Source organism: Azospirillum oryzae (assembly GCF_008364795.1).
Taxonomy (GTDB): domain Bacteria; phylum Pseudomonadota; class Alphaproteobacteria; order Azospirillales; family Azospirillaceae; genus Azospirillum; species Azospirillum oryzae.
On sequence record NZ_VTTM01000006.1, the window covers coordinates 185766 to 212314 of the forward strand.

General features: G+C 66.8%; 25 protein-coding genes and 1 pseudogene. 13 read left to right on the top strand and 13 right to left on the bottom strand.

Features of this window, described 5'->3' with window-relative positions:
* Window positions 1-76: 76 nt before the first annotated feature.
* From FZ938_RS18005 to FZ938_RS18030, 6 genes are all read right to left on the bottom strand, one after another.
* Window positions 77-1261: an ABC transporter substrate-binding protein gene (locus FZ938_RS18005; protein WP_149199836.1), complete on the bottom strand. Its 1185-nt coding sequence runs from the start codon at window positions 1259-1261 to the stop codon at window positions 77-79.
* A gap of 51 nt (window positions 1262-1312) precedes the next feature.
* Window positions 1313-1966: a maleylacetoacetate isomerase gene (gene maiA, locus FZ938_RS18010; protein ID WP_149199837.1), complete on the bottom strand. Its 654-nt coding sequence runs from the start codon at window positions 1964-1966 to the stop codon at window positions 1313-1315.
* Between the two features lie 13 nt (window positions 1967-1979).
* A complete protein-coding gene (locus FZ938_RS18015) occupies window positions 1980-3173 on the bottom strand; it encodes a 3-hydroxybenzoate 6-monooxygenase (protein ID WP_149199838.1) in 1194 nt (397 codons plus the stop codon).
* A gap of 39 nt (window positions 3174-3212) precedes the next feature.
* Entirely contained in the window at window positions 3213-3923 is a 711-nt protein-coding gene (locus FZ938_RS18020; protein ID WP_149199839.1) for a fumarylacetoacetate hydrolase family protein, read from the bottom strand.
* Window positions 3924-3944: 21 nt separating this feature from the next.
* Complete coding sequence (locus FZ938_RS18025) at window positions 3945-4982, bottom strand: cupin domain-containing protein (protein WP_149199840.1); 1038 nt, start codon at window positions 4980-4982, stop codon at window positions 3945-3947.
* A gap of 218 nt (window positions 4983-5200) precedes the next feature.
* On the bottom strand, window positions 5201-5668 hold the full coding sequence (locus FZ938_RS18030; protein WP_149199841.1) for a MarR family winged helix-turn-helix transcriptional regulator: 468 nt from the start codon (window positions 5666-5668) through the stop codon (window positions 5201-5203).
* A gap of 336 nt (window positions 5669-6004) precedes the next feature.
* Between FZ938_RS18030 and FZ938_RS18035 the strand changes: the two genes are divergently transcribed.
* Entirely contained in the window at window positions 6005-6442 is a 438-nt protein-coding gene (locus FZ938_RS18035) for an antitoxin Xre/MbcA/ParS toxin-binding domain-containing protein (RefSeq protein ID WP_149199842.1), read from the top strand.
* Between the two features lie 27 nt (window positions 6443-6469).
* Window positions 6470-6931, top strand: coding sequence for an RES family NAD+ phosphorylase (locus FZ938_RS18040; RefSeq protein ID WP_246457341.1), 462 nt, complete (start codon window positions 6470-6472; stop codon window positions 6929-6931).
* 280 nt (window positions 6932-7211) lie between these two features.
* Here the strand turns inward: FZ938_RS18040 and FZ938_RS18045 are convergent.
* A pseudogene (locus tag FZ938_RS18045) lies at window positions 7212-7346 on the bottom strand (IS3 family transposase); the annotation flags it as partial.
* Window positions 7347-7395: 49 nt separating this feature from the next.
* Between FZ938_RS18045 and FZ938_RS18050 the strand changes: the two are divergent.
* Complete coding sequence (locus tag FZ938_RS18050) at window positions 7396-8106, top strand: IS6 family transposase (RefSeq protein ID WP_149199844.1); 711 nt, start codon at window positions 7396-7398, stop codon at window positions 8104-8106.
* Window positions 8107-8334: 228 nt separating this feature from the next.
* On the opposite strand, the gene FZ938_RS18055 is transcribed toward FZ938_RS18050, so the two are convergent.
* A complete protein-coding gene (locus FZ938_RS18055) occupies window positions 8335-9198 on the bottom strand; it encodes a MurR/RpiR family transcriptional regulator (RefSeq protein ID WP_149199845.1) in 864 nt (287 codons plus the stop codon).
* Between the two features lie 168 nt (window positions 9199-9366).
* Between FZ938_RS18055 and FZ938_RS18060 the strand changes: the two genes are divergently transcribed.
* From FZ938_RS18060 to FZ938_RS30640, 10 genes are all read left to right on the top strand, one after another.
* Window positions 9367-10419 carry an ABC transporter substrate-binding protein gene (locus FZ938_RS18060; protein WP_211101096.1) on the top strand — a complete coding sequence of 351 codons (1053 nt, stop codon included), beginning with the start codon at window positions 9367-9369 and terminating at the stop codon, window positions 10417-10419.
* 101 nt (window positions 10420-10520) lie between these two features.
* Window positions 10521-11900, top strand: a complete 1380-nt coding sequence (locus tag FZ938_RS18065; protein WP_149199847.1) for an amidase — start codon at window positions 10521-10523, stop codon at window positions 11898-11900.
* A 91-nt stretch (window positions 11901-11991) separates the two neighbouring features.
* Entirely contained in the window at window positions 11992-13116 is a 1125-nt protein-coding gene (locus FZ938_RS18070; RefSeq protein ID WP_149199848.1) for an ABC transporter ATP-binding protein, read from the top strand.
* A gap of 11 nt (window positions 13117-13127) precedes the next feature.
* Window positions 13128-14009, top strand: a complete 882-nt coding sequence (locus tag FZ938_RS18075) for an ABC transporter permease (RefSeq protein ID WP_149199849.1) — start codon at window positions 13128-13130, stop codon at window positions 14007-14009.
* Complete coding sequence (locus FZ938_RS18080; RefSeq protein WP_149199850.1) at window positions 14006-14860, top strand: ABC transporter permease; 855 nt, start codon at window positions 14006-14008, stop codon at window positions 14858-14860. Before FZ938_RS18075 ends, FZ938_RS18080 begins: the two co-directional genes overlap by 4 nt.
* A gap of 9 nt (window positions 14861-14869) precedes the next feature.
* A complete protein-coding gene (locus FZ938_RS18085; protein WP_246457340.1) occupies window positions 14870-16399 on the top strand; it encodes an N-acyl-D-amino-acid deacylase family protein in 1530 nt (509 codons plus the stop codon).
* 18 nt (window positions 16400-16417) lie between these two features.
* Window positions 16418-18079 carry a methyl-accepting chemotaxis protein gene (locus tag FZ938_RS18090; RefSeq protein WP_149199851.1) on the top strand — a complete coding sequence of 554 codons (1662 nt, stop codon included), beginning with the start codon at window positions 16418-16420 and terminating at the stop codon, window positions 18077-18079.
* Between the two features lie 33 nt (window positions 18080-18112).
* A complete protein-coding gene (locus FZ938_RS18095; protein ID WP_149199852.1) occupies window positions 18113-19402 on the top strand; it encodes a D-amino acid dehydrogenase in 1290 nt (429 codons plus the stop codon).
* A gap of 99 nt (window positions 19403-19501) precedes the next feature.
* Window positions 19502-20413: an ornithine cyclodeaminase family protein gene (locus FZ938_RS18100; protein WP_211101097.1), complete on the top strand. Its 912-nt coding sequence runs from the start codon at window positions 19502-19504 to the stop codon at window positions 20411-20413.
* Between the two features lie 406 nt (window positions 20414-20819).
* Window positions 20820-20984 (top strand): hypothetical protein, encoded by a 165-nt coding sequence (locus FZ938_RS30640; RefSeq protein WP_174757149.1) that lies wholly within the window; start codon window positions 20820-20822, stop codon window positions 20982-20984.
* Here the strand turns inward: FZ938_RS30640 and FZ938_RS18105 are convergent.
* The 5 genes from FZ938_RS18105 to FZ938_RS18125 all read right to left on the bottom strand — a co-directional run bounded on the left by FZ938_RS18105 (window position 20962) and on the right by FZ938_RS18125 (window position 26518).
* Window positions 20962-22425: an N-acyl-D-amino-acid deacylase family protein gene (locus FZ938_RS18105; RefSeq protein ID WP_149199854.1), complete on the bottom strand. Its 1464-nt coding sequence runs from the start codon at window positions 22423-22425 to the stop codon at window positions 20962-20964. The genes FZ938_RS30640 and FZ938_RS18105 overlap by 23 nt on opposite strands.
* 130 nt (window positions 22426-22555) lie before the next feature.
* Complete coding sequence (locus FZ938_RS18110) at window positions 22556-23566, bottom strand: ABC transporter ATP-binding protein (RefSeq protein WP_149199855.1); 1011 nt, start codon at window positions 23564-23566, stop codon at window positions 22556-22558.
* Window positions 23563-24627 carry an ABC transporter ATP-binding protein gene (locus FZ938_RS18115; protein ID WP_149199856.1) on the bottom strand — a complete coding sequence of 355 codons (1065 nt, stop codon included), beginning with the start codon at window positions 24625-24627 and terminating at the stop codon, window positions 23563-23565. Before FZ938_RS18115 ends, FZ938_RS18110 begins: the two co-directional genes overlap by 4 nt.
* A gap of 9 nt (window positions 24628-24636) precedes the next feature.
* Window positions 24637-25530, bottom strand: a complete 894-nt coding sequence (locus tag FZ938_RS18120; protein WP_149199857.1) for an ABC transporter permease — start codon at window positions 25528-25530, stop codon at window positions 24637-24639.
* 52 nt (window positions 25531-25582) lie between these two features.
* Window positions 25583-26518 carry an ABC transporter permease gene (locus FZ938_RS18125; RefSeq protein WP_149199858.1) on the bottom strand — a complete coding sequence of 312 codons (936 nt, stop codon included), beginning with the start codon at window positions 26516-26518 and terminating at the stop codon, window positions 25583-25585.
* Between the last annotated feature and the right edge of the window lie 31 nt (window positions 26519-26549).

Here is a 26549-nt window from a genome sequence, read left to right on the forward strand (position 1 = left end):
GGGCGGCACGAAAGGACGCGATGAAAAGCGGAAGGTTGCGGTCCCCGGCGGGGGCACCCGGGACCGCGGCGCGCGGTTAAGGCTTGCCCGGATCGCGGACGTTGGCCACGGCGTCGAACTCGACGTTCTGAAGCTTGCCGTCGACCCGCTCGACCTTGCGGATGTAGATGGTCTGGGTGATGTCGCGGGTATCCGGATCGATGGCGATGGAGCCGCGCGGACTGGTCCAGCTCATGCCGCGGGCGGCCGCCATGAATTTGTCGGCGGTGACGTCGCCGCCGGTCTTCTCCAATGTGCGGGCGATCAGCTGCATGCCGTCGAATCCGCTCACCGACATGTAGTTGGGGCGGTCCTTCGGATAGGCGGCGTAATAGGCCCGGGTGTAGGCGGCGTTCTCCGGCGAGTTGTGGACTTCCGAATATTGCAGCGAGGTGATCAGCCCCAGCGCGTTGTCGCCGACGGCGTCGAGGATGTCCTCCTCCGTCAGGTCGCCGGTGGCCACGATGCGGATGCCGGCCTTGGCGAGGTCGCGCTCGACGAAGCCCTTCATGAAGGCGACCGTCTGCTCGCCGGGCGGCACGAACAGGAACACCGCGTCCGGCTTGATGTCCTTGATCTTCTGCAGGAAGGGAGCGAAGTCCGGGTTCTTCACCGGGGTGCGCACCTCGCCGACGATCTCGCCGCCGCCGGCGGTGAAAGTCTTCTTGAACTGTGCCTCGGCGTCGTGGCCGGGGCCGAAATCGGCGACCAGCGTATAGACCTTGCGGATGCCGTTCTTGACCGCCCAGTCGGCGATGGGGGCGGTCAGCTGCGGCAGCGTGTGCGAGACGCGCAGGACGTAGTTGGATTTGGTGGTGATCGCCGACGCGGCCGCGTTCATCACGATCATCGGCTTCTTCGCCTCGGTGGCGATCGGCGCGGCGGCGAAGGCCGACGGCGTCAGGCCGAAGCCGCCCAGCACGTCAACCTTGTCCTTGACCACCAGCTCCTGCGCCGCGCGCTTGCTGATTTCCGGGGCGACGCCGGTGTCGTCCTTGACGATCAGTTCCACCGGGCGGCCGGCGATGGTTCCGCCGGACTGCTGGAGGTAGAGGCGGGCGCCATGCTCGATCTGCTTGCCGTAGGAGGCGAAGGGCCCGGACATCGGCAGGACCAGCCCGACCTTCAGCGGATCCGCGGCCCAGGCGCTGTGGGCGGCGAGCGATAGGGCAGAGGCGGCGAGCGCGGCGGTCACCCACGCGATGGACGTCCTCGGTTGCATTCTTCCCTCCCTTTTTTCTGTTCGGTCTTGTGTGGCGGTTCGGTGTGGCGGTCAGGTTGCGTCGGGCTGGTTCGCAGGTGCGGCGCGGCGGAAGGCATCAAGGGCGGCGCAGGCGCGGTCGATCGCCACCAGTGTGGGGTAGGGCGTCAGGTCGACGTTGAACCGCCGCGCGCTCTCGATCTGCGGCACCAGATAGACGTCGGCGATCGTGGGCGCGTCGCCGAAGCAGAAGGCGCCCCGCCGCGTGTCGGTGGCGAGCATCGTCTCCAGCGCCTGGAAGCCGGCGTCGATCCAGGTGGCGCACCAGGCGAGCACCGCCGCCTCGCCACAGTCCAGCGACCTGCGCAGATATTCAAGGACCCGGCGGTTGTTCAACGGGTGGATGTCGCAACCGACCAGGGCGGCCAGCGCCCGCACCCGCGCCCGCGCATCAGGATCGGCGGGAAGCAGGGGCGGTATCGGGTAGCGCTCCTCCAGCCATTCGATGATCGCCGGGGATTGGGTCAGCGCGTGGGCGCCCTTTTCCCCATCGACGGCCAACACCGGCACCAGCCCCTGCGGGTTGATCGCCCGGAACGCGGTGCCGCTATGCTCTTCGGTGCGCAGGTCGACTGCGACGTACTCGACGTCGAGCCCCTTCAGGTTCAGCGCGATGCGCAGGCGATGCGACGTTCCGCTGCGAAAGAAGTTGTAGAGCTGCATCATGGCCTTGAACCCTTCAGCCCTGGGCCAGGCAATTGCCGATGTTCCAGCCGTACAGCCATTCCATCGCATCGTAGAAGCGCTCGGTCGGGCGGCCCTTCCACAGCGAGTTGCGGACCAGACGCTCGACGCCCTTTGCGTGGTAGATTCGCCCCATTTCGCGGCCGGAGAGCACAATCCGCGCGGTGCGGGTGATGCGCGACCGCTGGTACAGGTCCAGCGCCTTGGGCCAGTCGTTGCCGGTGACCCGCAGGGCCTCGCCCAGCGTCACCGCGTCCTCCAGCGCCATGCAGGCGCCCTGGGCCATGTACTGCGTCGTCGGGTGGGCGGCGTCGCCCAGCAGCGTGACGCGGCCGAAGGTCCATTGCGGGATCGGCTCGCGGTCGGCGGTGGCCCAGCGCTTCCACTGCTTGGGCAGGTCGATCAGCTGGCGGGCCTTCGGGCAGATGTCCTGGAAATAGCTGCGGACTTCCTCCGGGCTGCCTTCGGTCACGCCCCACTCCTCCTTGTTGCGGCTGTGGAAGGTGACGACGACGTTGTATTGCTCGCCGCCGCGCAGCGGGTAATGCACCAGATGGCAGTTGGGACCGACCCAGATGCTGGCCGCGTTCCATTTCAGCTCGTCGGGGAACTCCGACTTGTCGATCACCGCGCGGTAGACGACATGGCCGGTGACGCGCGGCGGGTCGTTCACATACTGCTGGCGCACCACAGACCGCACGCCGTCCGCGCCGATCAGGGCCACGCCCCTGTAGGCGTTGCCGTTCTGGTCATAAACGGTGACGCTGGTGTCGTCCTGCTCGATGCGTTCGATCCGGGTGTTGGTGCGGAACTCGACCCGGCCGGTCTCCTGCGCCCCCTCCAGCAGCGACAGATGCACGTCGACCCGGTGGATGACGGCGTACGGGTTGCCGAAGCGCTGGCGGAACGCCTCGCCTGTCGGGATCTTGCCGACCTGATATTCGTCGATGGCGTCGTGCATCACCATGTAGTCGGTGAAGACGGACCGGCTGCGGGCCTTGTCGCCGACACCCAGCGCGTCGAAGGCATGGAAGGCATTCGGGCCAAGCTGAATGCCGGCACCGATCTCGCCGATCTCGGGGGCCTGCTCGAACACCTGGACCTTGAAGCCGCGGCGCACGAGGGCCAGGGCCGCCGCCAGACCGCCGATGCCGCCGCCGGCGACGAGCACGGGAAGTTCTTCAGTCATCTCTTCCTCGGATTTTCGAAACGGAGGGGTGTCGGGGCGTTATTCGGCAGTGCCGATGGTGAGGGCGATGTCGCCGACCTTCTCGACGTGCCCGGTGAGACGGTCGCCGGGCTTGACCGGGCCGACACCCTCCGGTGTTCCGGTAAAGATCAGGTCGCCGGGCTGCAGGTGGTAATAGTGTGAAAGATCGGCCAGAAGCTCGGGGATGTCCCAGATCAGCTGGCTGAGGTCGGCGCTCTGCTTCTGCTCGCCATTAACCTGAAGGCTGATCGCGCCGGTCTTCAGAACGCCGAGATCACCCTGCGGAACGATCGCGCCGCACACCGTGGAGTTCTCGAAGTTCTTCCCAAGATCCCACGGCCGACCCTGGTCGCGGGCCACCAGCTGCAGATCGCGGCGGGTCATGTCGAGCCCGGCGCAATAGCCGTAGATCAGGCGTCCGGCATCGGATTCGGTGACACGGAAGCCCTCGGCGCCGATGGCGACAACCAGCTCCATCTCATACTGGTAGTTGGCGGTCCCGGCTGGGTAGGGAACCGTCATGCCGGACGGCACCAGGGTCGACGGGTCCTTCAGGAAGTAGAAGGGCTTGGACGACGCCTTGTCGACCGGGCGGCTCATTTCGATGGCGTGGGCATGATAGTTGCGACCGACACAGAAGATCCGCTTCACCGGGAAGCGCGCGTCGCTGCCCCGCACCGGCAACGAGGTGACCGGCGCGGGCGTCCAAAGATATTTGGCATCAGACATGTCTCGTCTCTTTTCTTTGACTTAAGTGCGGACTTCGTAGAGGCCCAGCTTCTTCTGAAGCGGCGCGTCGTCGGCGATGAAGAGGAAGGCGGGTTGCTCGGCGGACGGGTTGCGCAGGTTCACCGGTTCGTAGCCGGGCACGCAGCAGGTGTCGGCCTCCGCCAGGGCCAGGTGCTTGCCGTCCAGTGTGACGTCGGCGGCGCCCTTGATCAGGTGGAAGACCATGGCGGTGGACCGCGCCGGCAGGTCGAGCCGTTCGCCCGGACGCAGCATCAAGGCCGAGAAACCGAGAAGTTTCTGGCAGTCGGTACCGGTCTCCGGGTTGACGTAGGCGACCTGTACCGCGTCGATGCCGGGCTGGCTCTCCGCCAGGGCCAGCAGCGCCTTGCGAACGTCGGCCCAGGGGTAGCGCAGCATCGGGAAGGGCTTTCCGGCCCGGTTGAAGACGGGCGACGGAACCACGCCGCCGCGCTGGTAGGCGCGTTCGGCCGCCTCGCCATTTACCGACTGGGCGTTGCCTTCGGTGACGTAGGAAGCTTCCATGTAATAGACCATCGGCAGGTCCAGCACGTCGAGCCAGACCACTGGCTTGTCGCCGTCATGGCCATGCTCGTGCCACAGGCCGGTCGGGGTCAGGATCAGGTCGCCGCGGCTCATCGGGCATTTCTCGCCGTCCACCGTGGTGTAGGCGCCTTCGCCTTCGACGATCATGCGCACGGCGTTCGGCGTATGCCGGTGGGCCGGCGCCCATTCGCCGGGCAGCAGAAGTTGCATGCCGAGATAAATCGTCGACGTCGCCTGCATCTTTTCCAGGCCATGCCCGGGATTGGCCATCACCAGCACGCGCCGTTCCGCCTTTTCCATCGGCGTCAGGTCACCGGCGCGGAGCAGCAGCGGGCGCAGGTCCCGATACGACCAGGCGATCGGCTGGGTCCGCCGCGCGGGCTTGCCGGGTGGCAGGACGGCCCGCAGGCTGGGCCACAACGGCACCAGATTCTGCGCGGTCAGGGCGGCACGGTAGTCCTCCGGCAGGTCTTCGAGACGACCGAGTTCAAGCATGGAGAGTCCTCCGATTCCGGCGTCAGCCGGTTCTGGCAAAGTTTGGGTGCAGGGCGCCGTTCGCCGGCTTCGTCAAGCGGCGGGCGGGTGTTCGGAATCTGGAAATTTCAAAACAGGGAAATTATCAAATGAAACTATAGGAGCATGAAGAAAGCGCGCCAAACTCCTGGCGCACGGGTCAGTCAATCATCTGGCCAACTTGCCAGAATGGGCAGCGTTTACTTCTTGAATGGAGCGCGGCTGCTTTCGTTGTTCTCGTCCACCAGGCGTTCCAGCAGGGCCATGAAAACCGCGCGCTCGTCGCCGTTCAGCGGTTCCAGCAGGCGTTGCTGCACCCGCTCCACCGACGGCTCCACCGTTTCCAGCATGGCTTGCCCGGCTTCAGTGAGGGACACCAGCTTCTGGCGCCGATCCTCCACCCCGACCGTCCGGCGGATCCAGCCCTTTTCCTCCAGCCGTTCGACCAGACCGCCGATGGTCGAACGGTCCAAGGCCGCCCGTGACGCCAGGGTGATCTGATCGAGGTCCGATTTCTCCCGCAGCACGGCGAGCACCGCGTATTGCGTCGGAGTCAGGTCGAATTCCTTGCACTCATCAAGAAAGATCGACACCGCGATCTGTTGCGCCCGGCGGATCAAATGGCCGGGTTTGAGATGCAGGTCGCCGTGCAACATGAAGTCCCCCATTGCCGCCTAACTCCAGATCGATGGCGCGACGTGTTTCGTAGCACGAACCGCACACCGTGCAATCCCCACCTGCCTCCGCGCCCGCCGGTCATCTCTCCGCTCCGTCGAAGTTAATCAGTGTGCTGATAGACAGCATACTGATCGTCAGTGATTTGTTCAACATGTTTTTTGGTGGGGATGGCGGGGTGATCGAAGGGTTGAACGGAACGATTGCCAGCGCCGTCCGGCGCCGTCGGCAGGGCTGGCGATGATTTGAGAAGCGATGATCGGCCACCAGCCGTCTTGTGCTCAGACCAACTGATACTATATTCTAGGATCAAATGATCGGAGGCGGAGATGCAGGTTCAGGAGATTGTCAACGTCATGGGCGGCTGCGCCACCTTTGGCGGTGCCGTCACCACGCCGATGGATCTGCTGCGCCGGATTGGCGAGGGGGTGACCGTCGACGCCCTCGACCAAGTTGCCCGCCATGTTTATGCCGATCCGGTGGCGCGCCGGACGCTGATGAACCGCATCGTGCCGGAAGGAACGCTGAAGCGCCGCCTGCGGGAGGGACGGCTCAGCCCGGCGGAAGGCGAGCGCACGGCGCGCGTGGCGAACGTCATCGCGCATGCCGAATACGTGTGGCGCAATGCCGAGGATGCCCGGCAGTGGTTGACGACGCCGCACCCGGAACTCGCCGATCGTGCTCCCATCGAGGTGGCCGTCGATGAATTCGGCGCCCGGCATGTCGAGGACATTCTCGACGCGATCCTGCACGGTCTGCCCGCGTAAGCCATGCCATCACACACGACGGGGCCGTTGACGGCATTTCGCATCGCGGATGACCGCTTTCCGCTGCTGGACGGTGGCGGGGCCTTCAGGACCGGCGGCCGCTGGAACTCCAAGGGACGTCATGTCGTCTATGCCGGGCTTGGCTTCGCCACCGCGATGCTCGAAAAGCTGGCGCACACACGGATCGGCCGGATCCCCGCCGGGCAGCAGTTCGCCGAGATCTTCATTCCGGGGCACGTCGAGGTCGAGGAGATCGGACTCGGTGACGTGCCCGGATGGGACGATCCCGGCTACGCGGCCAGCCGAGCCTATGGCGACGCGTGGTACGACAGCCGACGGTCGGCGGTCCTGGTCGTGCCGTCGCACCCGGCCATGGGCTTCGAGCGCAACCTCCTGATCAATCAGATTCACCCGGACTTCGCCGACATCCGCGCATCCCGCCCTCGGCCCGTGATCTGGGATGCCCGCTTGCTTGGGCCGTCCCCCTGAGGGCTCTGTGGCAAAGTTGGCCGGCACGCGGCGGAATGGCTGGCAGTTGAATGGAGCCAAGCCGATTGGCTGCCCCTGTTCCCCGTGCGGCGGAGCTGCTCGGAGCTGTCCGCCGAGGAGGGGGGTGGATCATGCGCCAAGTCGCCTGAAGCGCGGCCATTCCCCGACGTCCCCCTCCCGGCGGAGGTCAGCAGGTCACGCCGTCGTGGAGATGATCGAAATGGTGGAACGGCGTCATTGCTGAACCGCCCCGGGTTTGTCGGAGGCCATTCGGCTTGAGTCACGCGGCCATGGCGACGTCGTCAGCTTGGGCATAGTAGCGTGCTTCGGCCTCGGCGGGAGGAATATTGCCGATGGGTTCGAGCAGGCGCCGGTGATTGAACCAGTCCACCCATTCCAGGGTGGCGAACTCGACGGTGCTGTCAGGTTGGCGGGCGCGCCCTGTCTGTGACAGGTTTCCGGTCATGAGCACGCCCATCAACCCGTACCGCGGCTTCCGTTTTCCGGCGGCGATCATCAACGAGGCCGTATGGCTGTACCATTGCTTCAGCCTGAGCCTGCGCGAGGTCGAGCTGATCCTGGCGGCTCGCGGTATCGAAGTCAGCTACGAGACCATCCGGGATTGGGGCCTCCGGTTCGGGCGTGACTTCGCCGACACCCTCAGGCGTCGCCGGCCCAGACCGGGTGACAAATGGTTTTTCGACGAGGTGTTCATTCGTATCCGCGGCAAGCAGCACTACCTGTGGCGTGCTATCGACCAGGATGGCGTGGTCCTCGACATCTTGGTCCAGAGCCGCCGCAACACGAAGGCAGCCAAGCGCTTCTTCCGCGAGCTGCTGAAGGGGCTGCGCTATGCCCCGCGTGTCCTGGTGACCGACAAGTTGAAATCCTACGCGGCGGCGAAGAAGGACTTGAAGCTCGGCAGCGAGCATCGGCAAAGCCGCTACCTTAACAACGCCTGCGAAGTGTCGCATCAACCGACCCGACGGCGCGAGCGGCACATGAAGAGGTTCAAATCCGCCCAGCATGCCCCAAGGTTCCTCTCCATCCACAGCGCAATCCACAACCATTTCCAGCTGCACCGCCACCTGATCTCCGCTACCGAGTACCGTACTACCCGAGCTCGCGCCTTCACCATCTGGCGCGAGGTGACCGGCCTCGCCCTGACCCCCTGAAGCATCCAGAACGTAGGTTGTTCAGACCCTCAGCTCGTCAACCGACCGTGAAGTTGACAGTACCGCCGGCAGGAAGAGCAGATGGGCGCCGACATCCCACATGGCCTTGCATGCGGCAGCTCCCTTATGACTGCTGACCTCGTCGAGAACGACAACATCTCCCGGCTTCCCTGCAGCACCGCCGTTATCTATGCAACAACCCGAGTTCATGGATCCATGCTCGCTGGACTATTTATCCTTGATTGCGAATGTCTCGAAGCGAGACCAGAGCCGTTCCGCTTCCTTCAAGCGGTCGGCGATTTCAGTCTTGCGGAGTGCGGCCACGACGTTGCTCAGAGCGTTGGCCGCGAACATCAGAGCCGCATAGGAATCGAACAACGAGGCCCCTTCGACCGGGCAGTGGATGCCGAAACTGGCCATCGCGGCTATCGGCGACGTTTCACTGTCGCCGAGCAGCAGGACCTGGGCCGAGCGCTCACTAAAGGTTTGCGCCACGTAGAGCGATGAACGGGCATAGCGTCGGGGATCGACGACCAGCAGACTGTCGTCGGGGCCAACCTGCAGCAAGCGGTCCGCAAGCAGCGACTGCTCGGACGTCAGCATCACCACCCGGTCCAGACAAAGATTGAGTTGGGCGTACAGGTAGAAGGCGACGGCATGCGCCTTCTTTTCCCCGTAGACGTAGAGCGTTCCTTTCGACTGTACGAGGATCTCGGCCATGCCGATGATCCGGCTCGGTTGCATCCCGGCACTGGCCGCCTGAATATTGCGCAGATCGCGCTCCATGGTCTGGGCGACCAAGTCCGTCATCGACTCCGCGTTGGCCCCCTTCGTCCCCAAGCGGCCGAGCGGCGAACTCAGGCGCTGCTCGATCTGTTCGCGGACTTCACGCTGCACGTCGGCAAAGCTGTCATAGCCCAGCTTCGTGAAAAACCGCGTCGCGGTCGCCGCGCTGACATCGCACTTCTGCGCAATCTGGGCTGCCGGCTCGTAGGCGAGGCCGGCGTAGTTCATCGCGACGTAGCGGGCGAGCGCCTGCTCGCTTTCCGTCAGATCGTCGCGGCGCAGGCCGATCCGTTCCAGCAGGTTCATCTCTAGGTCTTCCCGGTTACGCGTGTCGCTTAAATTTCATGATTGCCTATCAATGAAAAACACATTGCGCCTTTTTACGCAATGATGCAAGATACCTTTCATTAAATCGCCATAACGAAACGCGTGGCTCTACGAACTGTGCGTTGACCACTCATAAGGGAGGACACCTTGCTCTCATTGCGGACCCTTACCCTCCTGTCCGTGTCGCTGGCGGTCGCGCTGGGCAGTGCGGCTCCATCTCGTGCGCAAGAGAAGGAGCTGGTCGTCGTCGCGACGGGCGGCGCGTTCGAGCAGGCGCTGCGCAAGAATTTCTATGAGCCCTTCACGGAAAAGACCGGTATCCGCATCCGTCCGGTGGCCGCCAGCAACGCGGAAACCTGGACCAAGGTGAAGGCCATGCGCGAGGCGAACGCTATCGGCTGGGACATCGTCACGGCTTGGCCGGAGGATCTGGTGGCGCAGGCCGACAGCCTGGCCAAGCTTGACTGCTCCAGGCTCACGAACCTCTCCCAGGCGGTTGACGGTGCCTGCACCGAGCGCGGCCTGCTGCGCACCATGGGCGGCGTCAGCATCGTGTACGACGCCAAGCGGTTCCCTCAGGGCGGGCCACAGACCTGGGCCGATTTCTGGGACGTCAAGCGCTTCCCCGGACCGCGCGCGATGCCCAACGCCGGCGCGCCCTGGTGGCCGCTCATGGCGGCACTGATGGCCGATGGGGTGCCGCGGGACAAGCTCTTCCCGCTCGACCTCGACCGTGCGTTCAAGAAACTCGACGAGCTGCGCCCATCGATCGCCGTCTGGTGGCGCACCGGCGACCAGAGCATGCAGCTGCTCCGCTCTGGCGAGGTCGTCATGGCCATGATGTGGTCAGGCAGCGGTTTCGTCCTCAAGGACCAGGGGCTGCCCATCTCCGTCGTCTGGAACGACGCCGTGCCGAATATCGGCTATTGGGCGATGCTCAAGGGTGGAGCGAACCAGGACAAGGCCTACGCCTTTCTCGACTATTACCTGACCCGGCCGGAAGCACACCTCACCTTCGCGAACGCATTCAAATACGACACCTCGAACCGCAACATGCTGGCGCTTCTCAGCCCCGAGGACCGTGCAGCGCGTGGCTCGGCGCCGGAAAACATGGCGAAGATGGCCGTGATCGACCCTGCATGGATCGCCGCCAACCGCGCCGCGGTCATCGAACGGTGGAATCGCTGGCTCAGCAGGTGACGCTCCCGACCGTCGCCCCAGCCTGAAAACGCGAGCCTGAAACGCGAGCCTGAAACGATGGCGCCGATCGAAACGGCGCATCAATCCTGGATTCATCGACCATGGACGCTTGCAATCCGAATGGGTCCGGTCTGACCCTATCCCAACTGGCGACGGCTCTGGCCGAGGGCCATCTGTCCTCCGAAGCCGTCGTCTCCGGCTGTCTCGATCGCATTCGGCGGGACGATCCGACGTTGAACTCCTTCGTCGCCCTGGCCGACGACGCTTTGTCGCTGGCCCAGGAAAGCGATGCCCGCCGCCGCAGCGGGCTGGCGCGCGGTCCGCTCGACGGCATTCCGCTGGCGGTCAAGGACCTGTTCGACGTGGCCGGCCTGCCGACGCGCGGCGGGTCGAACGCGCGACCGCCGACCCCGGCGCCTGCGTCCTCCTGGCCGGTGAAGCGGCTGCAGGATGCCGGGATGATCGTTCTCGGCAAGACCGCGACGGTCGAGCTGGGCTGCGGCGGCTGGGGCACCCAGAGCGCGTCCCCGGTCCCCCGCAACCCCTGGAACGCCGGGGAGCACTGCGTTCCCGGCGGGTCGAGCAGCGGGTCCGCGGTCGCCGTCGCCGCCGGGTTGGCACCGATTGCCCTGGGCTCCGACACCGGAGGGTCGGTGCGCATTCCTGCCGGCTTCTGCGGCATCGTCGGATTCAAGCCATCTCCGGGGCTGGTGCCGCTCGACGGGGTGATCCCCTACAGCCCGACGCACGACGTCGTCGGGTTGCTCGGCCAGACCGTCGAGGACGTGCGGATAGTCTTCACGTCGCTGTTGCAAGGGGGCGGGACCGCTGGCGGATCGTCATGGGATTCCGGCGCTCCGCTGCGGATCGGCGATCTCGAGGACGCCGAACTGGACACGGTGACCCCGGAGATCCAGGCGATCTACCGGGCGGCCCTGGCCAAGCTGGCGCATGCCGGGCACCGGGTCGGACGGTTCCGCAGCCCGGAGCGCCTCGAAACCTACTCGGCGCTGGCTGGCCACCTTGCACTCTACGAGGCCTACACCATCCATGGGGCGGCGATCGAGGCGACGCCGGAACTGTTCGGGCCGGTCGTCCGCAATCGCATCCTGAGCGGCCGGGTCAAGCCGCCGCACGAGGTGATGATCGCGGAGCGGCGGCAGCACCAGCGGCGGTTCGACACCGCGATGCGCGGGTTCGACGTCATCGCGCTTCCGACCTGCCCCGACGGCGCGATCGCCGTGTCCAAGGTGGACGAGGACCGCGTGCCGACCGTCTTCACCCGGTTCGCCAACTATCTCGACCTCCCGGCGCTGTCCATCCCGATCGGCTTCACGGCCCGAGGCATGCCGGTGGGCCTGCAGTTCGCCGCACGGCGCCATGACGACACGATGCTGCTGTCGTTCGCGACTGAGGCGGAGCGCGCCATCGACAGCCCGGTTCCAGGGCAGCGCGCGACGCTGTGCCGCGTCGCGGCGTGACGCACCGCGTCCCGGAATTTACCCCGTCACTGCACCAAGAACCCTGCCCCGCCGTCAGGCAGCGGCGGGTGTCTCCTGAGAGGAGAGCTCCATGACCACAGCCCACCCCATCCACGAGGACTATTCCGGCTTGCAGCCCATTCGCGGCGGAACGGTGTCGATGGACAGCATCATCAAACACTACGGAAGTTTCAAGGCGGTGGACGGCGTCAGCCTCTCCGTCGGCCGGGGTGAGTTCGTGGCGCTGCTCGGCCCCAGCGGGTCGGGCAAGACGACGTTGCTGATGATGATCGCCGGCTTCGAACACCCGGACAGCGGCTCCGTGTGCATCGACGGGGTCGACGTGTCACGCATGCCGGCGCACCGCCGCGACGTTGGCATGGTGTTCCAGAAGTACGCGCTGTTCCCCCACATGACCATCCTTGACAATGTGGCGTTCCCGCTGCGCATGCGCGGCGTCACCACCGGGGAGCGCCGGCTGAAGGCGCTGGACGCGCTGCGCGTCGTCGGGCTGGAGGGCATGGAGAAGCGGCTGCCGGCGCAGCTCTCCGGTGGCCAGCAGCAGCGCGTGGCCCTGGCCCGCGCCATCGTCTACCGGCCCCCGGTGCTGCTGATGGACGAGCCGTTGGGGGCGCTCGACAAGAAGCTGCGCGAGCGCATGCAGATCGAGATCAAGCACCTCCAGGAGTCGCTGGGCGCCACGGTGATCTACGTCACCCACGACCAGGAGGAGGCGCTGACCATGGCCGACCGCATCGCGGTCATGAACCGCGGCCGGCTGGAGCAGGTCGGCACCCCAGCGGAGCTGTACGAGCGGCCGGCGAACCCCTTCGTCGCCAGCTTCATCGGCGAGACAAACCTGCTGGACGGCGAGCTTGTGGCTACCGCCGGCATGGAGTGGATGGTGCGGCTTGCCGGTGGCGCGGTGGTGCGGGGCACGCCGGCGGCGGCGGCCCGTCACGGCACGGCGGCGGGAGCACGCGTGCGTCTGACGGTCCGTCCGGAGCGCATTGAGTTGGCGCCCGCCACCGCCGGCGGGATGTCCGCCACGGTGTCCGACGTGATCTATGCCGGCCCGACGCTGATCTACCTGCTGCGCTCGGGCGGCCTGCCCGAGATCACCGTGCGCGTCCCGGTGCAGAGCGACGCGATGAAGCCCGCGCGCGGCGAGGCGGTGTCCCTGACCTGGGACCCCGCTAACGCGCTGGTCTATTGAGAGGCGCCGCCATGACCGCATCACTGAAACGGTTCGCGGCCACGCTGTGGCAAGCCGACGGGCGGAGGTTTCCGGCGCCGCTCTCCCTGCTGCTGGTCGGCCCGCTGGTGATCGGCCTGTGCGTGGCCTTCATCCTGCCGGTCGGCCGCCTTCTTGCGGTGAGCGTCTGGAACCCGGATTTCACCCTCGCCGAGTTCGTCCACATCACCGAGTCCCCGCTTTACCTGCGCATCCTCGGCCGGACCTTCCTGCTGGGCGGCGTGGTCACCGTCCTGACGCTGGTGCTCGCTTATCCGGTGGCCTTCCTGATGGCCCGGCTGAGCGGCTGGCGGCTCGCCGTGGCGACCGCCTGCGTCCTGGTGCCGCTGTGGACCAGCGTGCTGGTGCGCAGCTACGCCTGGATCATCATTCTGCAACGCAATGGCCTGCTCAATTCCATACTGACGGGCCTGGGGCTGACCGATGCGCCGCTGCCGCTGCTCTACAACGAGCTGTCAGTCACCATCGCCATGACCCACGTGCTGCTGCCCTACATGATCCTACCGATCTGGGCGGCGCTGCGCACCATCCCGCGGGACCTGCCGCTGGCGGCACAGAGCCTGGGCGCCAACGCCGTCCGCGTCTTCTTCCTGGTGGTCCTGCCGCTGAGCCTGCCGGGCGTCGCTTCGGGCGTGCTGATGGTCTTCATCCTGTCGCTGGGCTTCTATGTCACGCCGGCGCTGGTCGGCGGACCGGAGACGCTGATGGTCGCCACGCTCATCGGCCAGCAGACCACGGAGCTGCTCAACTGGCCTTTCGCCGGAGCGCTCGCAGCCCTTCTGCTCGGCATCACCCTGCTGCTCGTCACGGTGTTCAACCGCTTCCTCGGGCTCGACAAGAAGGCCGCGTCATGACCTCGCACGCGCATTCCGCGCCGGCGGCCAACGCGGCCGCCCGGCGCCAGAACCTCTCGAAACTCCTCGGCGACGCGCTGCTCAAGGGCGTCTGCGCCCTGATCTTCCTGTTCCTGCTGCTGCCGACCCTCGTCGTCATTCCGACATCGTTCAGCGATACCCAGTATCTGGCTTTCCCGCCGGCCCACTGGTCGCTGCGCTGGTACGTCGCGTATTTCCAGGACCCGGAATGGATCGGCGCCACGCTGTTCAGCCTGAAGGTCGCCGGATTGACCACTGTCGCGGCCATGACCTTCGGCACCTTGGGCGCGCTGGCGCTGGTGCGGGGCAGGGTGCCGTTGAAGGGCGCGGTGCGGGCCGTCGTGCTGGCCCCGATGATCGTGCCGCACATCGTGATCGCCGTCGCCATGTACATGGTCTACATGAAGTGGAACCTGCTGGGCTCGCTGACCGGCTTCGTGCTGGCCCACACGGTGGTCTGTCTGCCCTTCGTGGTCATCACCGTCTCGGCCGGCCTCCAGAAGATGGACCCTAGCCTGGAGATGGCGGCGGCCAGCCTGGGGGCGAACCGGCTGCGCGCCTTCCGGCACGTCACGCTGCCGCTGCTGGGGCCGAGCTTCGCGACCGCCGCGGCCTTCGCCTTCATCACCTCGCTGGACGAGGCGGTGATCTCCTACTTCCTGTCCAGCAGCACCGAAAAGACGCTGACGCGCAAGATGTTCGAGGACATCGACTTCGACCTGTCGCCGACCATCGCGGTGGTTTCCACGCTCATCATCGTCATGTCCGTACTGCTGATGGGCACCATCGAGGGACTGCGGGCGCGGGCGGCACGCCGGGCCAAGGCATAAGGACACATCATGGAAATGCTCATCACTCCGTCTCTGCCGCAGCCCTGCGGCGGGGACGGAAACGGGGAACCGCGACCGCTCTACGACGTGGTCCTGCGCAACGGCATGGTGGCCGACGGCAGCGGGCGACCGGTCTTCGCGGCGGATGTCGCCATCGTGGCGGACCGTATCGTCGCGGTCGGTCCGTTGCCACCGGCCAGCGGCGCGCTGGAGCTGGACGTGGCCGGACTGGTGGTGGCGCCCGGATTCATCGACGTCCACACCCACGACGACCGGCTGATCCTCATCCAGCCGGAGGCGGAGCCGAAGGTCACGCAGGGCGTGACGACCGTGGTCACCGGCAATTGTGGCGTCAGCCTCGCTCCCGTGATTCTTGATGCCGAAGCCTCCGACGGTGCGGTGCCGGCTCCGCTGAACGTGCTGGGCAGGGCGACGGACGACTTCTTCGGCACCTTTCCCGCCTATCTGGCGGCGGTGGAGGGGGCGTCACCGGCGGTGAACGTGGTGCCGCTGGTCGGCCACATGGGGCTGCGTGCGTCGGTCGGCGCCGACCCGGCACGGGCGGCGTCGGACAACGAGGTCGCCGCCATGCAGGCGATGCTGGACGGGGCGATGCGGGCGGGAGCCTTCGGTTTCTCCACCGGTCTCGCCTATCCCTTCAGCCGCAATGCGCCGATGGAAGAGGTGGTGGCGCTCGCCTCGGTCGCCGGCCGCTATGGTGCGGTCTACACCACCCACATGCGCGACGAAGGCGAGGGGGTGCTGGCGTCCCTGGCGGAATCCTTCGCCACTGCGCGGGCGGCCGGCGTGCGGCTGGTCATCTCCCACCACAAGTGTCTCGGCGTGTCGGTCTGGGGGCGTAGCGTCCTGACGCTGGCGGCCATCGACGCGGCGGCTGAGATGTCGGACATCGCCCTTGACGCCTACCCCTACACCGCAAGCTCTACCGTTCTGCTGCCGGAAAAGCTCAAGCGGTCCAGCGAGACCTGGGTGACCTGGTCCACCCCCTTTCCCGAGGCGACCAGCCGGCGGGTCGAGGATATCGCCGCCGACTGGGGCTGCACGCCGGAGGAAGCGGCGGAACGTCTGGCGCCGGCCGGTGCGATCTACGTCAATATGGACGAAGGGGATGTCCGCCGCATCCTGAAGCACCGGCTCTGCATGATCGGGTCCGACGGCCTGCCGCACGATCAGCACCCGCACCCGCGGCTTTGGGGCACGTTCCCGCGCGTGCTCGGCCATTATTGCCGCGAGACTGGCCTGTTCACCCTGGAGGAAGCGGTGCACCGGATGACCGGGTTGCCGGCGCAGCAGTTTGGCATTCCGGATCGCGGAGCGGTGCGCGCCGGGGCCTATGCCGACCTCTGCATCTTCGACCCGGCCACGGTGTGCGATCGCGCCGACTTCCGCAACCCCACCGAGCCGGCGGCCGGCATCGTCCACGTCTTCGTCAACGGCCAGCCCGTGCTGCGGGACGGCGGCATCGTCGGCGCGCGTCCCGGACGGGTCATCCGCAATCCCCACACCAGCGCGGCCTGACCCGCGCAGGAGGCGTTCATGAACACAGGTCCGGGCACGCGCGCCAAAGGCATCGCGACCAAGCTGCTCCTCCTCTTCGGTATGTTCGTGGCGGTGTCATTCGCCGTGGCCGGCGTCAATCTTCGGGGTCTGGAGGCGATCGGCCGCAGCGGGGAGGCCACCGTCCAGGGATATGAAGTGATCGGCCGGCTGCAGCAGATCCTCCAGAACGTCTCCGAGCAGGACATGGCCGTCAGCCTCTATCTGGCGTCCACCAATCCGGAGGTTCTGGCGCCGTTCAAGGACACGCTCAGGCGACGGTTCGACACCCTTGTCGCGGAGACGCAGGCGCTCCGACCAGCCGACCTGCCTCACCGCGCCCGGCTCGAGGCGACCGTTGAGGCGGTCAAGCAGTGGCGCGGCGCGGTGCAGGGCGACATCCGGATCATGACCGCCACCGACGCGTCGCGCAATGCGATCGAACGCATTCGCCACTCGGTCAGCGAAACCATCGAAGCGGAGCGCACGGCCCTTGCCGCGCAGTCGCAGGCCGCGTCGGAACGCTTCGCCGAGCAGCGCCTGATCATGGCCGTCGGAGCGGCGGCGTCGGTGATCGGAGCGGTCATCCTCTATGCGTTCGTGGCGCGGATGGTGTCCCGTCCGATGCTGCGTATCGCGCAGGTCATGCAGCAGCTGTCGGCCGGCGATACGAGGATCACGGTGCCGCATGCTTCGCGCTCCGACGAGATCGGCACCATGGCGCGATCCGTCCAGGTGTTCCGCGACGCGCTGCTGGAGCGTGCGCGGCTGGAGTCCGAAGCGGCGGCACAGGCCGACCGGGCCGCGGCCGAGCAGCAACATCTGATGGCCGGCATCTCGAACCGCCTGGAAAGCAGCGTGCACAGCGTGGTGGCGGCGCTCAACGAGCGTGCCGGCCAGCTCCAGAAACGCTTTGGTATCGTCTTCGAGGCCGCCGAGTGCTCGAGCCGCGAGGCGGCCAAGGTCGCCTGCCTGGCCGACGAGGCGTCGGTGCGCGTGGATGCCGTGGCCGGCGGTGCCGAGGAACTGTCGGCATCCATCGCCGACGTGTCCAGCCAGGTCAGCCGCGCCGCCGATGTCGCCCGCGAGGCCACCGCCAAGGCCCATCACACCAACGCGATGGTTGCCGGCCTGGAGACGGCGGCGGAGCGCATCGGTCGCATCGTCACGCTGATCAGCGAGATCGCCCACCGGACCAACCTGCTGGCTCTGAACGCCACCATCGAGGCGGCCCGGGCCGGCGAAATGGGCCGCGGGTTCGCGGTCGTCGCCTCGGAAGTGAAGAGCCTGGCCTCGCAGACGGGCAAGGCGACCGACGAGATCAAGGCGCAGGTCGACGCGATGCAAAGCGCCACCGGCGCAGCCGTGACCGCCATTCGCGAGATCGCCGACACGATCACCGCCATGCAGGAGATCTCCGCCACCATCGCCACGGCGGTCGAACAGCAGGGTGCCGCCACCGCCGACATTGCCCGCAACGTGCAGGGAGTGGCATCGGGCACACGGGAGGTATCGCACCACATCACTGACGTCAGCGTGGCGGCGGAGACCTCTTCGGCGACGGTTCGCGAGGTGCAGGCGGTCGCCAGCGAGTTCGTGACCGAGGCTGAAAACCTGCACGGAGCGGTGGCCCGGTTCCTGGCGCAGTTGCGCGCCGCGTGAGCGGATGCCGCGCTCCAATTGAAAGATGCACGCATGAACATCATCGTTCTCGGGGCCGGTATCGCCGGCCTGACCACCGCTTACTGCCTTGCCCGGGACGGCCACGATGTCACGGTCGTCGACCGGGAGCACGGTCCGGCGCGCGGTGCCAGCTATGCCAACGGCGGTCAGCTCAGCTACAGCTACGTCGCACCGCTGGCCGGCCCCGGCGCCTTGCGGGATTTGCCGCTCTGGCTGCTCGACCGCAATTCGCCATTGCGTTTCCATCCGCGTCTCGACCCGCATCAATGGCGCTGGTGCCTGCAGTTCCTGGCGGCGTGCACCGGCCGGCAGAGTCGCCGCGCAACTGAGCGGCTGCTGGACCTCTCCTTGTACAGCCGCGCTCTGCTGGAAGAGTTCGTAGCGCGAACCGAACTGGACTTCTCGCACTCCCGCACGGGCAAGCTGGTTGTCTACTCCAGCGAGAAGAGTTTCCAGGGTGCCGTCGCGCAAATGCGCTACCAGGAGCGCTTCGGCTGCGTTCAGCACGCCATGGATGCGGCGGAGTGCCTGACGATCGAGCCGTCTCTGTCCCGCATTCGCGACCGTCTGGTCGGCGGGATTTTCACGCCCAGCGAGCAGGCTGCCGATTGCCATCGGTTCTGCGTCGGGCTGGAAGCGCTGCTCCGCGCAGAGCCCTACACTGTCAAATTCGCCTACGGCCTCGCGGCCAGCCGGTTCGTCTGCGACCGGGAGCGGGTGCTGGCGCTCGAAACCGACCAGGGCGCGATTGAGGCCGACGCCTATGTCCTTGCTTTCGGAACGGGAAGCCGGGCGCTGGCCGGCACGGCGGGGATCGATCTGCCGATCTACCCGCTGAAGGGATACAGCATTTCGGTGGCGGTGCGCGCAGCGGCGGCGTCTCCCGCCGTCAGCGTCACGGATTATGCCCGGAAGATCGTCTACGCTCCGTTGGGCGATCGGCTGCGTGTCGCGGGTATGGCCGACATCGTCGGGTACGGGCGGGACATGGACGAACAGCGGCTGGCGCTGCTGATCCGGGAGGCGAGGGCTGCTTTCCCCGACGTTTCCGACTATCGGCAGGTCGAGCCATGGTGCGGCTTGCGGCCGGCGACGCCGACCAGCATGCCGATCCTCGGACCGACGAAGTTCCCCAATCTGCTCTTGAACGTCGGGCACGGCGCTCTCGGCTTCACCCTGGCGATGGGGTCGGCGCGGGTCGTCGGTGATCTGGTGGCCGGCCGTCGCCCGGCCATTTCGCTCCAGGGGTTCAGCTTGCCCAGCCTCGCCGCAACCAGCGCCGGACTGGTTCCCGCCTCTTAACAAGTGTCTGAGGGGGTATCCGGGCGGATAGGGCAATGGGACTGACCAATCTTCCAACGCGATTCAACGGCGGCAATTCCGCCATTTCCGGAGGTTATAGTGTTCATCAGCGATGCGGACGTTCGTAGCGTCCTGACCTTTCCCGATGCCATCGCTGCCATGGCAGACGCTTTCCGCGATCATGGACGCGGCGGCGGCGCCATGCAGGACCGTGTTCGGGTATATGGCGGCGGTGTATCGCTCAGCATGATGGGTGCCATCCTCACCGACGCCGGCGTCACGGGCGCCAAGGTCTACCCGACGGTGGACGGCAAGTTCAATTTCATCCTCCCTCTGTTTTCCAACACCGATGGCCGGCTGATCGCCGTCATGGAAGGCAACGCGCTGACTGAATTCCGCACCGCGGCAGTCACGGTGGTGGCGGCCAATGCATTGGCCCGGCGCGATGCCGAGGTGCTGGCCGTGTTCGGCACAGGCATCCAGGCCCGTGCGCATTTGGAAGCCTTTCTGACCACTCGGTCGTTCGGCTTCGTGCATATTGTCGGCCGGGAGGGGGCTGTCGATTGCGCCAGATGGGTTCGCGACCGCTTCGGGGTCGATGCGGCGGCGGTCGAGGCGGCTGAGGCCCTGCGTGAGGCTGACATCATCGTTACGGCTACCCGTGCCAAGACCCCGCTTTTTTCCGGAAATGCAGTGAAGCGTGGTGCCTTCGTGGCGGCGATCGGATCAAGCAAGCCCGACACACGGGAAATCGATGCGATCCTGCTCGAGCGCGCGGAGCGCATTGTCGTGGAGTGGAAGCCGCAGGCGCGCCGCGAGGCGGGGGATCTGGTGCTCGCTGGCGACGTGGTGGACTGGGAGCGCGTTGAGGAGCTGGGCGCCGTGGTCGCTGAACCCAACGCGTGGAGAGGTGATCACGAACAGATCATCGTCTTCAAGTCGGTTGGCGTAGGAATTGAAGATGTGGCGCTCGCCAACCTCGTTGCTCGTCGGCTCTGTATCCGCACATAAGATTAGAGAATTGCCACTGAGATCTTGTTCGTAGCGGGGCGTTTCAATTGGAATTCTTGAGAACACTCCTTTGAGGAGAGCGGTGCTGTTGCAGCGGTCGGACGGACTGGTATGCAGATATCCGTCACCAGTGCCTGCAACAGCATTCGTAAGACACGTCGATGCCGCCGACCTCCCGGTGGCTGAGAGTAAAGCCCAGATACAGCCAGATCGCATGCTGGACAATCGCGGGCCGGAATTGGTGGCGGGCATATGATAACGGCGACATCCTGCGAGGTTTCCGTCACGAATGACAGGCCGCCACCGTTGATGTGACAATGCCCCTTCGACGTAGCACGCGCCGACGGCCGCCGGCGTTGGCGACGCTGCCTAACCGGATGTCGCCAAGCCGCGGTTTCTGCGCCAAGTGAAGCGCGAGGTCGTCTTTAAAGACAAGATCCACTCGCTCACGATCCTGCCGGCGCGGATCGAGCGCCGAGTGAAGAATGGCGGCACCGACGTCGTTGCGGAAATCGACGCGTTTCCCGGTGAGCAGGTCGTTCAGAAGGTCATCCGCCGGCTTTGCCGATGATACGGCCCACCCCGCCGCCGGTAGGGCGGCCGTCGCGCAACGCCATGTGCCCGTTGACAAGCACATGGACGATGCCGGCGGCAGGCTCCGTCGGACGAGCGAAATCGGCGTGGTCACGCACCGTCGCCGGATCGAAAACGCAGAGGTCGGCAAAGGCGCCGACGGTGACGGTGCCGCGGTCGGCGATGCCGAAGTGGCGGGCCGGCAGGCCGGACATGCGATGCACCGCCTCCTCCAGGGGGAACAGCCCGATATCCCGGCTATAGTGGCCGAGGACCCGCGGGAACGTGCCCCACAGCCGCGGGTGCGGGTGTTGGTCATGCGGCAGCCCGTCCGATCCGATCATGCACAGCGGGTGATTCAGGATGCGGCGGACATCCGCTTCGTCCATGTTGACGTAGATGGCGCCGGCCGGGCCGAGCCGTGCCGCCGCCTCTTCAGGCGTGCAGCCCCAGTCGGCGGCGATGTCCTCGACGCGCCGGCCGGTCGCCTCCGGGTGCGGGGTCGACCACGTCACCCAGGCCTCGCGCGCGGTCTTGAGCTTGCCGGGCAACAGGATGGTCGAGCTGGCCGTGTAGGGATAAGCGTCGAACGCGACATCCCACGACCGCGCAGCCTCGTCGATCACCGCCAGCGTCTGTGCGCTGCGCCCCCACATCGACATGCCGAGGCACTTGTGATGCGAGATGACCAACCGCACCCCGGCGGCGCGCGCGGTGGCGAACGACTCTTCCAGGGCCGCCAGCATGCCTTCACCCTCGTCGCGAATGTGGGTGGTGTAGATGGCGCCGAATTCTCCGGCCACCGCGGCGAGCGCCGTCACTTCCGCCGTGGACGCGTTGTTGCTGAACGGATAGGCCAGTCCGGTCGAAAATCCGCAGGCGCCGGCTTCCAGGGCTTCCCTCAGCATGGCCTGCATGCGGACGATCTCGTCGGCCGACGCCGCCCGTGCCGGGTCGGCGCCGACCGACGCGCGCAAGGTCATGTGTCCGACCAGCGGCACGACATTCACCGCGGGGGAGGCCTTCCCGACGGCTGCCATGTAATCGGCGAACGAGGCGAAGAAGTCGCCGGCGCTCTTGCCCAGGAGGTTCAGAGGTCCCGGGACCGGGTCGTTCAGCATGGCCGGTGCGAGACTGGCCCCGCAGTTGCCGGTCACCACGGTCGTGACCCCTTGGGTGATCTTCGGCGCCGCCTGCGGCTGGATGAGCACCAGCCGGTCGTCGTGGGTGTGGACGTCGATGAATCCGGGGGCCACCACCAGCCCGGTCACGTCCACCTCCGCTACGCCGCTTTCCGCCGGCAACCGGCCGACCGCGGCGATGCGGTCCGCGGCGATCGCAACGTCCGCTGCGAAGCCCGCCCGGCCGCTGCCGTCCACCACGGTTCCGTTGCGCAGGACCAGATCATAGGCCGGCCGTAACGCTTCCAAACTGTTCATGGGGTAAATCCTTCCGGCCCGGCGGCGCCATCTGGCGATAGGTGGCGGTGCGATGGAAAGGAGAAGGGCCGTGGTGGCGACATCATGGTGCAGCCTTGATCAGGGGGTGGGGCGACGGACGTGGACCGGGCTATGCGGCGAGATGGCACGCCACCCGATGCGACGGGGGGCCGCCCGCGGCGGGCGGCGCCAGCGCCGGCGCGGTCTCCCGGCATTCGGCCCGGGCGAACGGACAGCGGGGATGGAAGCCGCAGCCGCTCGGCGGCTTGAACGGACTCGGCGGGTCGCCGAGCGGGAGCACCCGCTCCGCTTTCGCCCCGGGGCGGGGCGACGGCACCGACGACAGCAGCATCCGGGTGTAAGGGTGGGCGGGGTTGTTGAACAGCGTGTCGCGGTCCGCGATCTCGACGATGCGGCCGAGATACATCACCGCCACCCGGTGGCTGATGTGGCGGACCACCGCCAGATCATGGGCCACGAACAGATAGGCTATGCCGAATTCCGCCTGCAGGTCCATCAGCAGGTTGACCACCTGAGCCTGGACCGAGACGTCGAGTGCCGACACCGGTTCGTCGCAGACGATCAGCTTCGGGTTGAGTGCCAGCGCGCGGGCGATGCCCAGACGCTGGCGCTGTCCGCCGGAGAACTCGGCCGGCAGCTTGCGCATCGCCTCTGGCCGCAAACCGACCCTGGAGAACAACCAGGCGATGCGGTCCTCCCGTTGTCTTGCCGAGCGCCAAGCCGGGTCGTCGAAGTTGCGCAGCGGCTCGGCGACGATCTCGCCGGCCGGCAGGCGCGGGTTCAGCGAGGCATAGGGATCCTGGAAGACGATCTGCATGTCGCGACGGCGGCGGCGCATTTGGGTCGGGGACAGCGAGAGCACATCCTCGCCGTCGAGGCGGATCGAGCCACCGCTGGGTTCTATCAGGCGCAGCACCGACTTACCCGTGGTGGTCTTGCCGCAGCCGGACTCGCCGACCAGCGAAAGCGTCTCGCCCCGGTCCAGCGCGAAGGACACACCGTCCACCGCCTTCACGCTCGGGGCAGGCGCCCACGGCGCCCGGCGGCTGAGCACGAAGTGCTTGGTGAGGTTCGTCACGTCCAGGAGAGGCGACGGGGTGACGATCGATTGCGGGGTCATGCGGATGCTCCAGCCTGGGATGGAGAGGTCTGGAAGGGGAGGGGGAAGGCCGCTGTGATGCAGCCCACGCGCTCCGCCTCGAAGCAGGCGACGGCATGGCCGGCGCCGACGGCGGTCAGGGGCGGGGGCTCGCGCCGGCATCGCTCCGTGGTGAAGGCGCAGCGCGGGGCGAAGGCGCAACCGGCGCCGAGATCCTGGGGAGCGGGAACCATGCCCGGAATTTCCGGCAGGCGCGAACCGCCGCCGGCCATGGACGGCATCGATGCCATCAGCGCGCGGGTGTAGGGATGCAGCGGACGGTCGAACAGATCCTCGACCGGCGCCTCCTCCACCTTGCGGCCGGCATACATCACAACGACGCGGTCGCAGCATTCTGCCACCACCCCGAGATCATGAGTGATCATGATGATCCCCATGCCGAGCCGGGCCTGAAGATCGCGCAGCAGGTCGAGGATCTGCGCCTGGATGGTCACGTCCAGCGCGGTCGTCGGCTCGTCGGCGATCAGCACGTCGGGATGGCAGGCCAGCGCCAGCGCGATCATCACCCGCTGGCGCATCCCGCCCGACATCTGATGCGGGTACTCGGCGGCACGGCGGTCCGGCTCGGCGATCTGGACCAGCCGCAGCATCTCCACGGCGCGGGCCCACGCTGCGCGCCGGCCGAGGCCCTGGTGCAGCATGACCGTCTCGGCGATCTGACGTCCGACCGTCAGCACCGGGTTCAGCGAAGTCATCGGCTCTTGGAAGATCATCGAAATCCGGTTGCCGCGGATGTCGCGCATCTCGCGTTCCGACAGCGACAGCAGATCGATACCGCGGAAGCGGATGGCGCCTCCGGCGAAGCGGGCCGGCGGCGATGGCAGCAGGCGCAGGATCGACAGGGCGGTCACGCTCTTGCCGCATCCGGACTCGCCGACAATGCCGAGCGTTTCCCCGGCGTTCAGCCGGTAGGAGACGCCGTCCACCGACCGGACGGTGCCGGCCAGCGTGTCGAAATGGGTGCGCAGCTCGTCGATTTCCAACAGGGGCGGATCGTCCCGCAGGTCGCGTGAGGCGGTCATGGCGGAATCCTAGAGTTGGCGGGCCAGACGGGGATCGAGTGCATCTCGCAGCCCGTCGCCGATCAGGTTCACCGACAGCACGGTGGCGGCAAGGAACAGACCGGGGAACAGAGCGGCGTGGAAGGCGATGGCAATGAAGTTGCGGGCGTCCGCCATCATGGTGCCCCAGCTCGGGATCTGCGGCGGCAGCCCGACGCCCAGGAAGGACAGCAGCGCCTCGATCAGAATGGCGGTCGCGGCGATGAAGGTCGCCTGCACGATCAGCGGCGTGATCATGTTGGGCAGCACATGGCGGATCAGGATCACCGGCAGCGGCGTGCCCAGCGCATGCGCGGCCTCGACATACTGCCGCTCGCGCAGGCTCAGCGCCAGCGAGCGGACCAGACGCACCACCCTCGGCACCTGTGGAACGGTGATGGCCACGACCACGGTGGTCAGGCCGGCGCGCGTCACCGCCATCAGCGCGATGGCGAGCAGGATGTCCGGAATGGCCATCAACCCGTCCATCAGCCGCATCACCGGCCCCTCTGCCCAGCGGACGAAGCCGGCCAGCAGGCCGAGCGCCACCCCGGCCGAGGTCGCCAGCACCGCGACCAGCAGGCCGACCGACAGGGAGGCGCGGCCGCCCCAGACGGTGCGGCTGAACAGGTCGCGGCCCATCGCATCCGTGCCGAAAAGATGCTCGGCCGAGGGCGGCCGGAATCGGGCCAGCGGATCGAGCGCCTGGGGATCATGGCTGGCGATCCAGGGTGCCGCCACCGACAGGGCGGCGACGGTGGACAGCAGGGCGGCGCCAACGATCAGGGTCGGATGTTTGCGCAGCCAGCGGCGCATGCGCGAGCGGATGGTGGGCGTGCATACAGCGGCACCGGCCGCCGCCGGAGCGAGAGAAACTGTCGTCATGGCAGTGGACCTTTCGTCGGGGCTTTCATTCCGGCCGGCATTCCGGCCGGGTTCAGGCGCGGATGCGCGGATCGAACAGGCGATAGCTGAGATCGATCAGCAGATTGATCAGCACATACATGCCCGCCGACAGCAGCAGCACGCTCTGGATCACCGGATAGTCGTGGCGTTGGACGGAATCGATCACCAGCCGCCCGACACCGGGGATCGCGAACACCGTCTCGCTCACCACCACGCCGCCGATCAGAAAGGCGATGCCGACGCCTATGGTGGTCACGATGGGAATGGCGGCGTTGCGCAGCGCGTGGCCCAGCACCGCGACCACCCCCAGCCCCTTGGCGCGGGCGGTCCGGATATAGTCCTCGTGCAACACGTCGAGCACGGTGGCGCGCGTCATCCGGGTCAGGAGCGCGATGTAGACCAGCGACAGGTTCACGCAAGGCAGGATCAGGTGGCTCAGCCACGGCCAGAAGCCCTTGGCGAGGCTGACATAGCCCTGCACCGGCAGCCAGCCGAGCCTGATGGCGAAGCCGTAGATGAACAGGTAGCCGACCAGGAAGACGGGCGTCGAAAAGGCCAGCACGGCGAAGATCATGACCAGCCGATCGACCCAGCTTCCCGCCTTGTGCGCCGCCAGCACCCCGAGCGGCACCGATACCAGCACGGCCAGCGTCATGGTCAGCAGCGCGATGGAAAGCGTCGGTTCCAGCCGCTGTGCCAGAAGCGAGGCGACCGGCACTCCCGTGAAGATCGAGGTGCCGAGGTCACCCCCGGCGAGCCGGCCGATCCACCGCAGGAACTGATTCCAGAGCGGCTGGTCGAGGCCGAGCACGCCGCGCAGCCGGGCGATGTCCTCGGCGGTGGCGGTGTCGCCGGCGATCAGGGCGGCCGGATCACCGGATGACAGGTGGATCAGCAGAAAGACGAGGATCGCGACGACCGCCATCACCGGCAACGTGGCGGCGACGCGGCGAAGAACATAGGTCATGACGATCACTCCACGAGCGCGTTGACAGTCA

Excerpts from the sequence above, each read along its gene's own strand:
- FZ938_RS18005 (WP_149199836.1), bottom strand. The coding sequence starts at position 1,261 with ATGCAACCGAGGACGTCCATCGCGTGGGTGACCGCCGCGCTCGCCGCC.
- maiA (WP_149199837.1), bottom strand. The coding sequence starts at position 1,966 with ATGATGCAGCTCTACAACTTCTTTCGCAGCGGAACGTCGCATCGCCTG.
- FZ938_RS18015 (WP_149199838.1), bottom strand. The coding sequence starts at position 3,173 with ATGACTGAAGAACTTCCCGTGCTCGTCGCCGGCGGCGGCATCGGCGGT.
- FZ938_RS18020 (WP_149199839.1), bottom strand. The coding sequence starts at position 3,923 with ATGTCTGATGCCAAATATCTTTGGACGCCCGCGCCGGTCACCTCGTTG.
- FZ938_RS18025 (WP_149199840.1), bottom strand. The coding sequence starts at position 4,982 with ATGCTTGAACTCGGTCGTCTCGAAGACCTGCCGGAGGACTACCGTGCC.
- FZ938_RS18030 (WP_149199841.1), bottom strand. The coding sequence starts at position 5,668 with ATGGGGGACTTCATGTTGCACGGCGACCTGCATCTCAAACCCGGCCAT.
- FZ938_RS18035 (WP_149199842.1), top strand. The coding sequence starts at position 6,005 with ATGCAGGTTCAGGAGATTGTCAACGTCATGGGCGGCTGCGCCACCTTT.
- FZ938_RS18050 (WP_149199844.1), top strand. The coding sequence starts at position 7,396 with ATGAGCACGCCCATCAACCCGTACCGCGGCTTCCGTTTTCCGGCGGCG.
- FZ938_RS18055 (WP_149199845.1), bottom strand. The coding sequence starts at position 9,198 with ATGAACCTGCTGGAACGGATCGGCCTGCGCCGCGACGATCTGACGGAA.
- FZ938_RS18065 (WP_149199847.1), top strand. The coding sequence starts at position 10,521 with ATGGACGCTTGCAATCCGAATGGGTCCGGTCTGACCCTATCCCAACTG.
- FZ938_RS18070 (WP_149199848.1), top strand. The coding sequence starts at position 11,992 with ATGACCACAGCCCACCCCATCCACGAGGACTATTCCGGCTTGCAGCCC.
- FZ938_RS18075 (WP_149199849.1), top strand. The coding sequence starts at position 13,128 with ATGACCGCATCACTGAAACGGTTCGCGGCCACGCTGTGGCAAGCCGAC.
- FZ938_RS18080 (WP_149199850.1), top strand. The coding sequence starts at position 14,006 with ATGACCTCGCACGCGCATTCCGCGCCGGCGGCCAACGCGGCCGCCCGG.
- FZ938_RS18085 (WP_246457340.1), top strand. The coding sequence starts at position 14,870 with ATGGAAATGCTCATCACTCCGTCTCTGCCGCAGCCCTGCGGCGGGGAC.
- FZ938_RS18090 (WP_149199851.1), top strand. The coding sequence starts at position 16,418 with ATGAACACAGGTCCGGGCACGCGCGCCAAAGGCATCGCGACCAAGCTG.
- FZ938_RS18095 (WP_149199852.1), top strand. The coding sequence starts at position 18,113 with ATGAACATCATCGTTCTCGGGGCCGGTATCGCCGGCCTGACCACCGCT.
- FZ938_RS18105 (WP_149199854.1), bottom strand. The coding sequence starts at position 22,425 with ATGAACAGTTTGGAAGCGTTACGGCCGGCCTATGATCTGGTCCTGCGC.
- FZ938_RS18110 (WP_149199855.1), bottom strand. The coding sequence starts at position 23,566 with ATGACCCCGCAATCGATCGTCACCCCGTCGCCTCTCCTGGACGTGACG.
- FZ938_RS18115 (WP_149199856.1), bottom strand. The coding sequence starts at position 24,627 with ATGACCGCCTCACGCGACCTGCGGGACGATCCGCCCCTGTTGGAAATC.
- FZ938_RS18120 (WP_149199857.1), bottom strand. The coding sequence starts at position 25,530 with ATGACGACAGTTTCTCTCGCTCCGGCGGCGGCCGGTGCCGCTGTATGC.
- FZ938_RS18125 (WP_149199858.1), bottom strand. The coding sequence starts at position 26,518 with ATGACCTATGTTCTTCGCCGCGTCGCCGCCACGTTGCCGGTGATGGCG.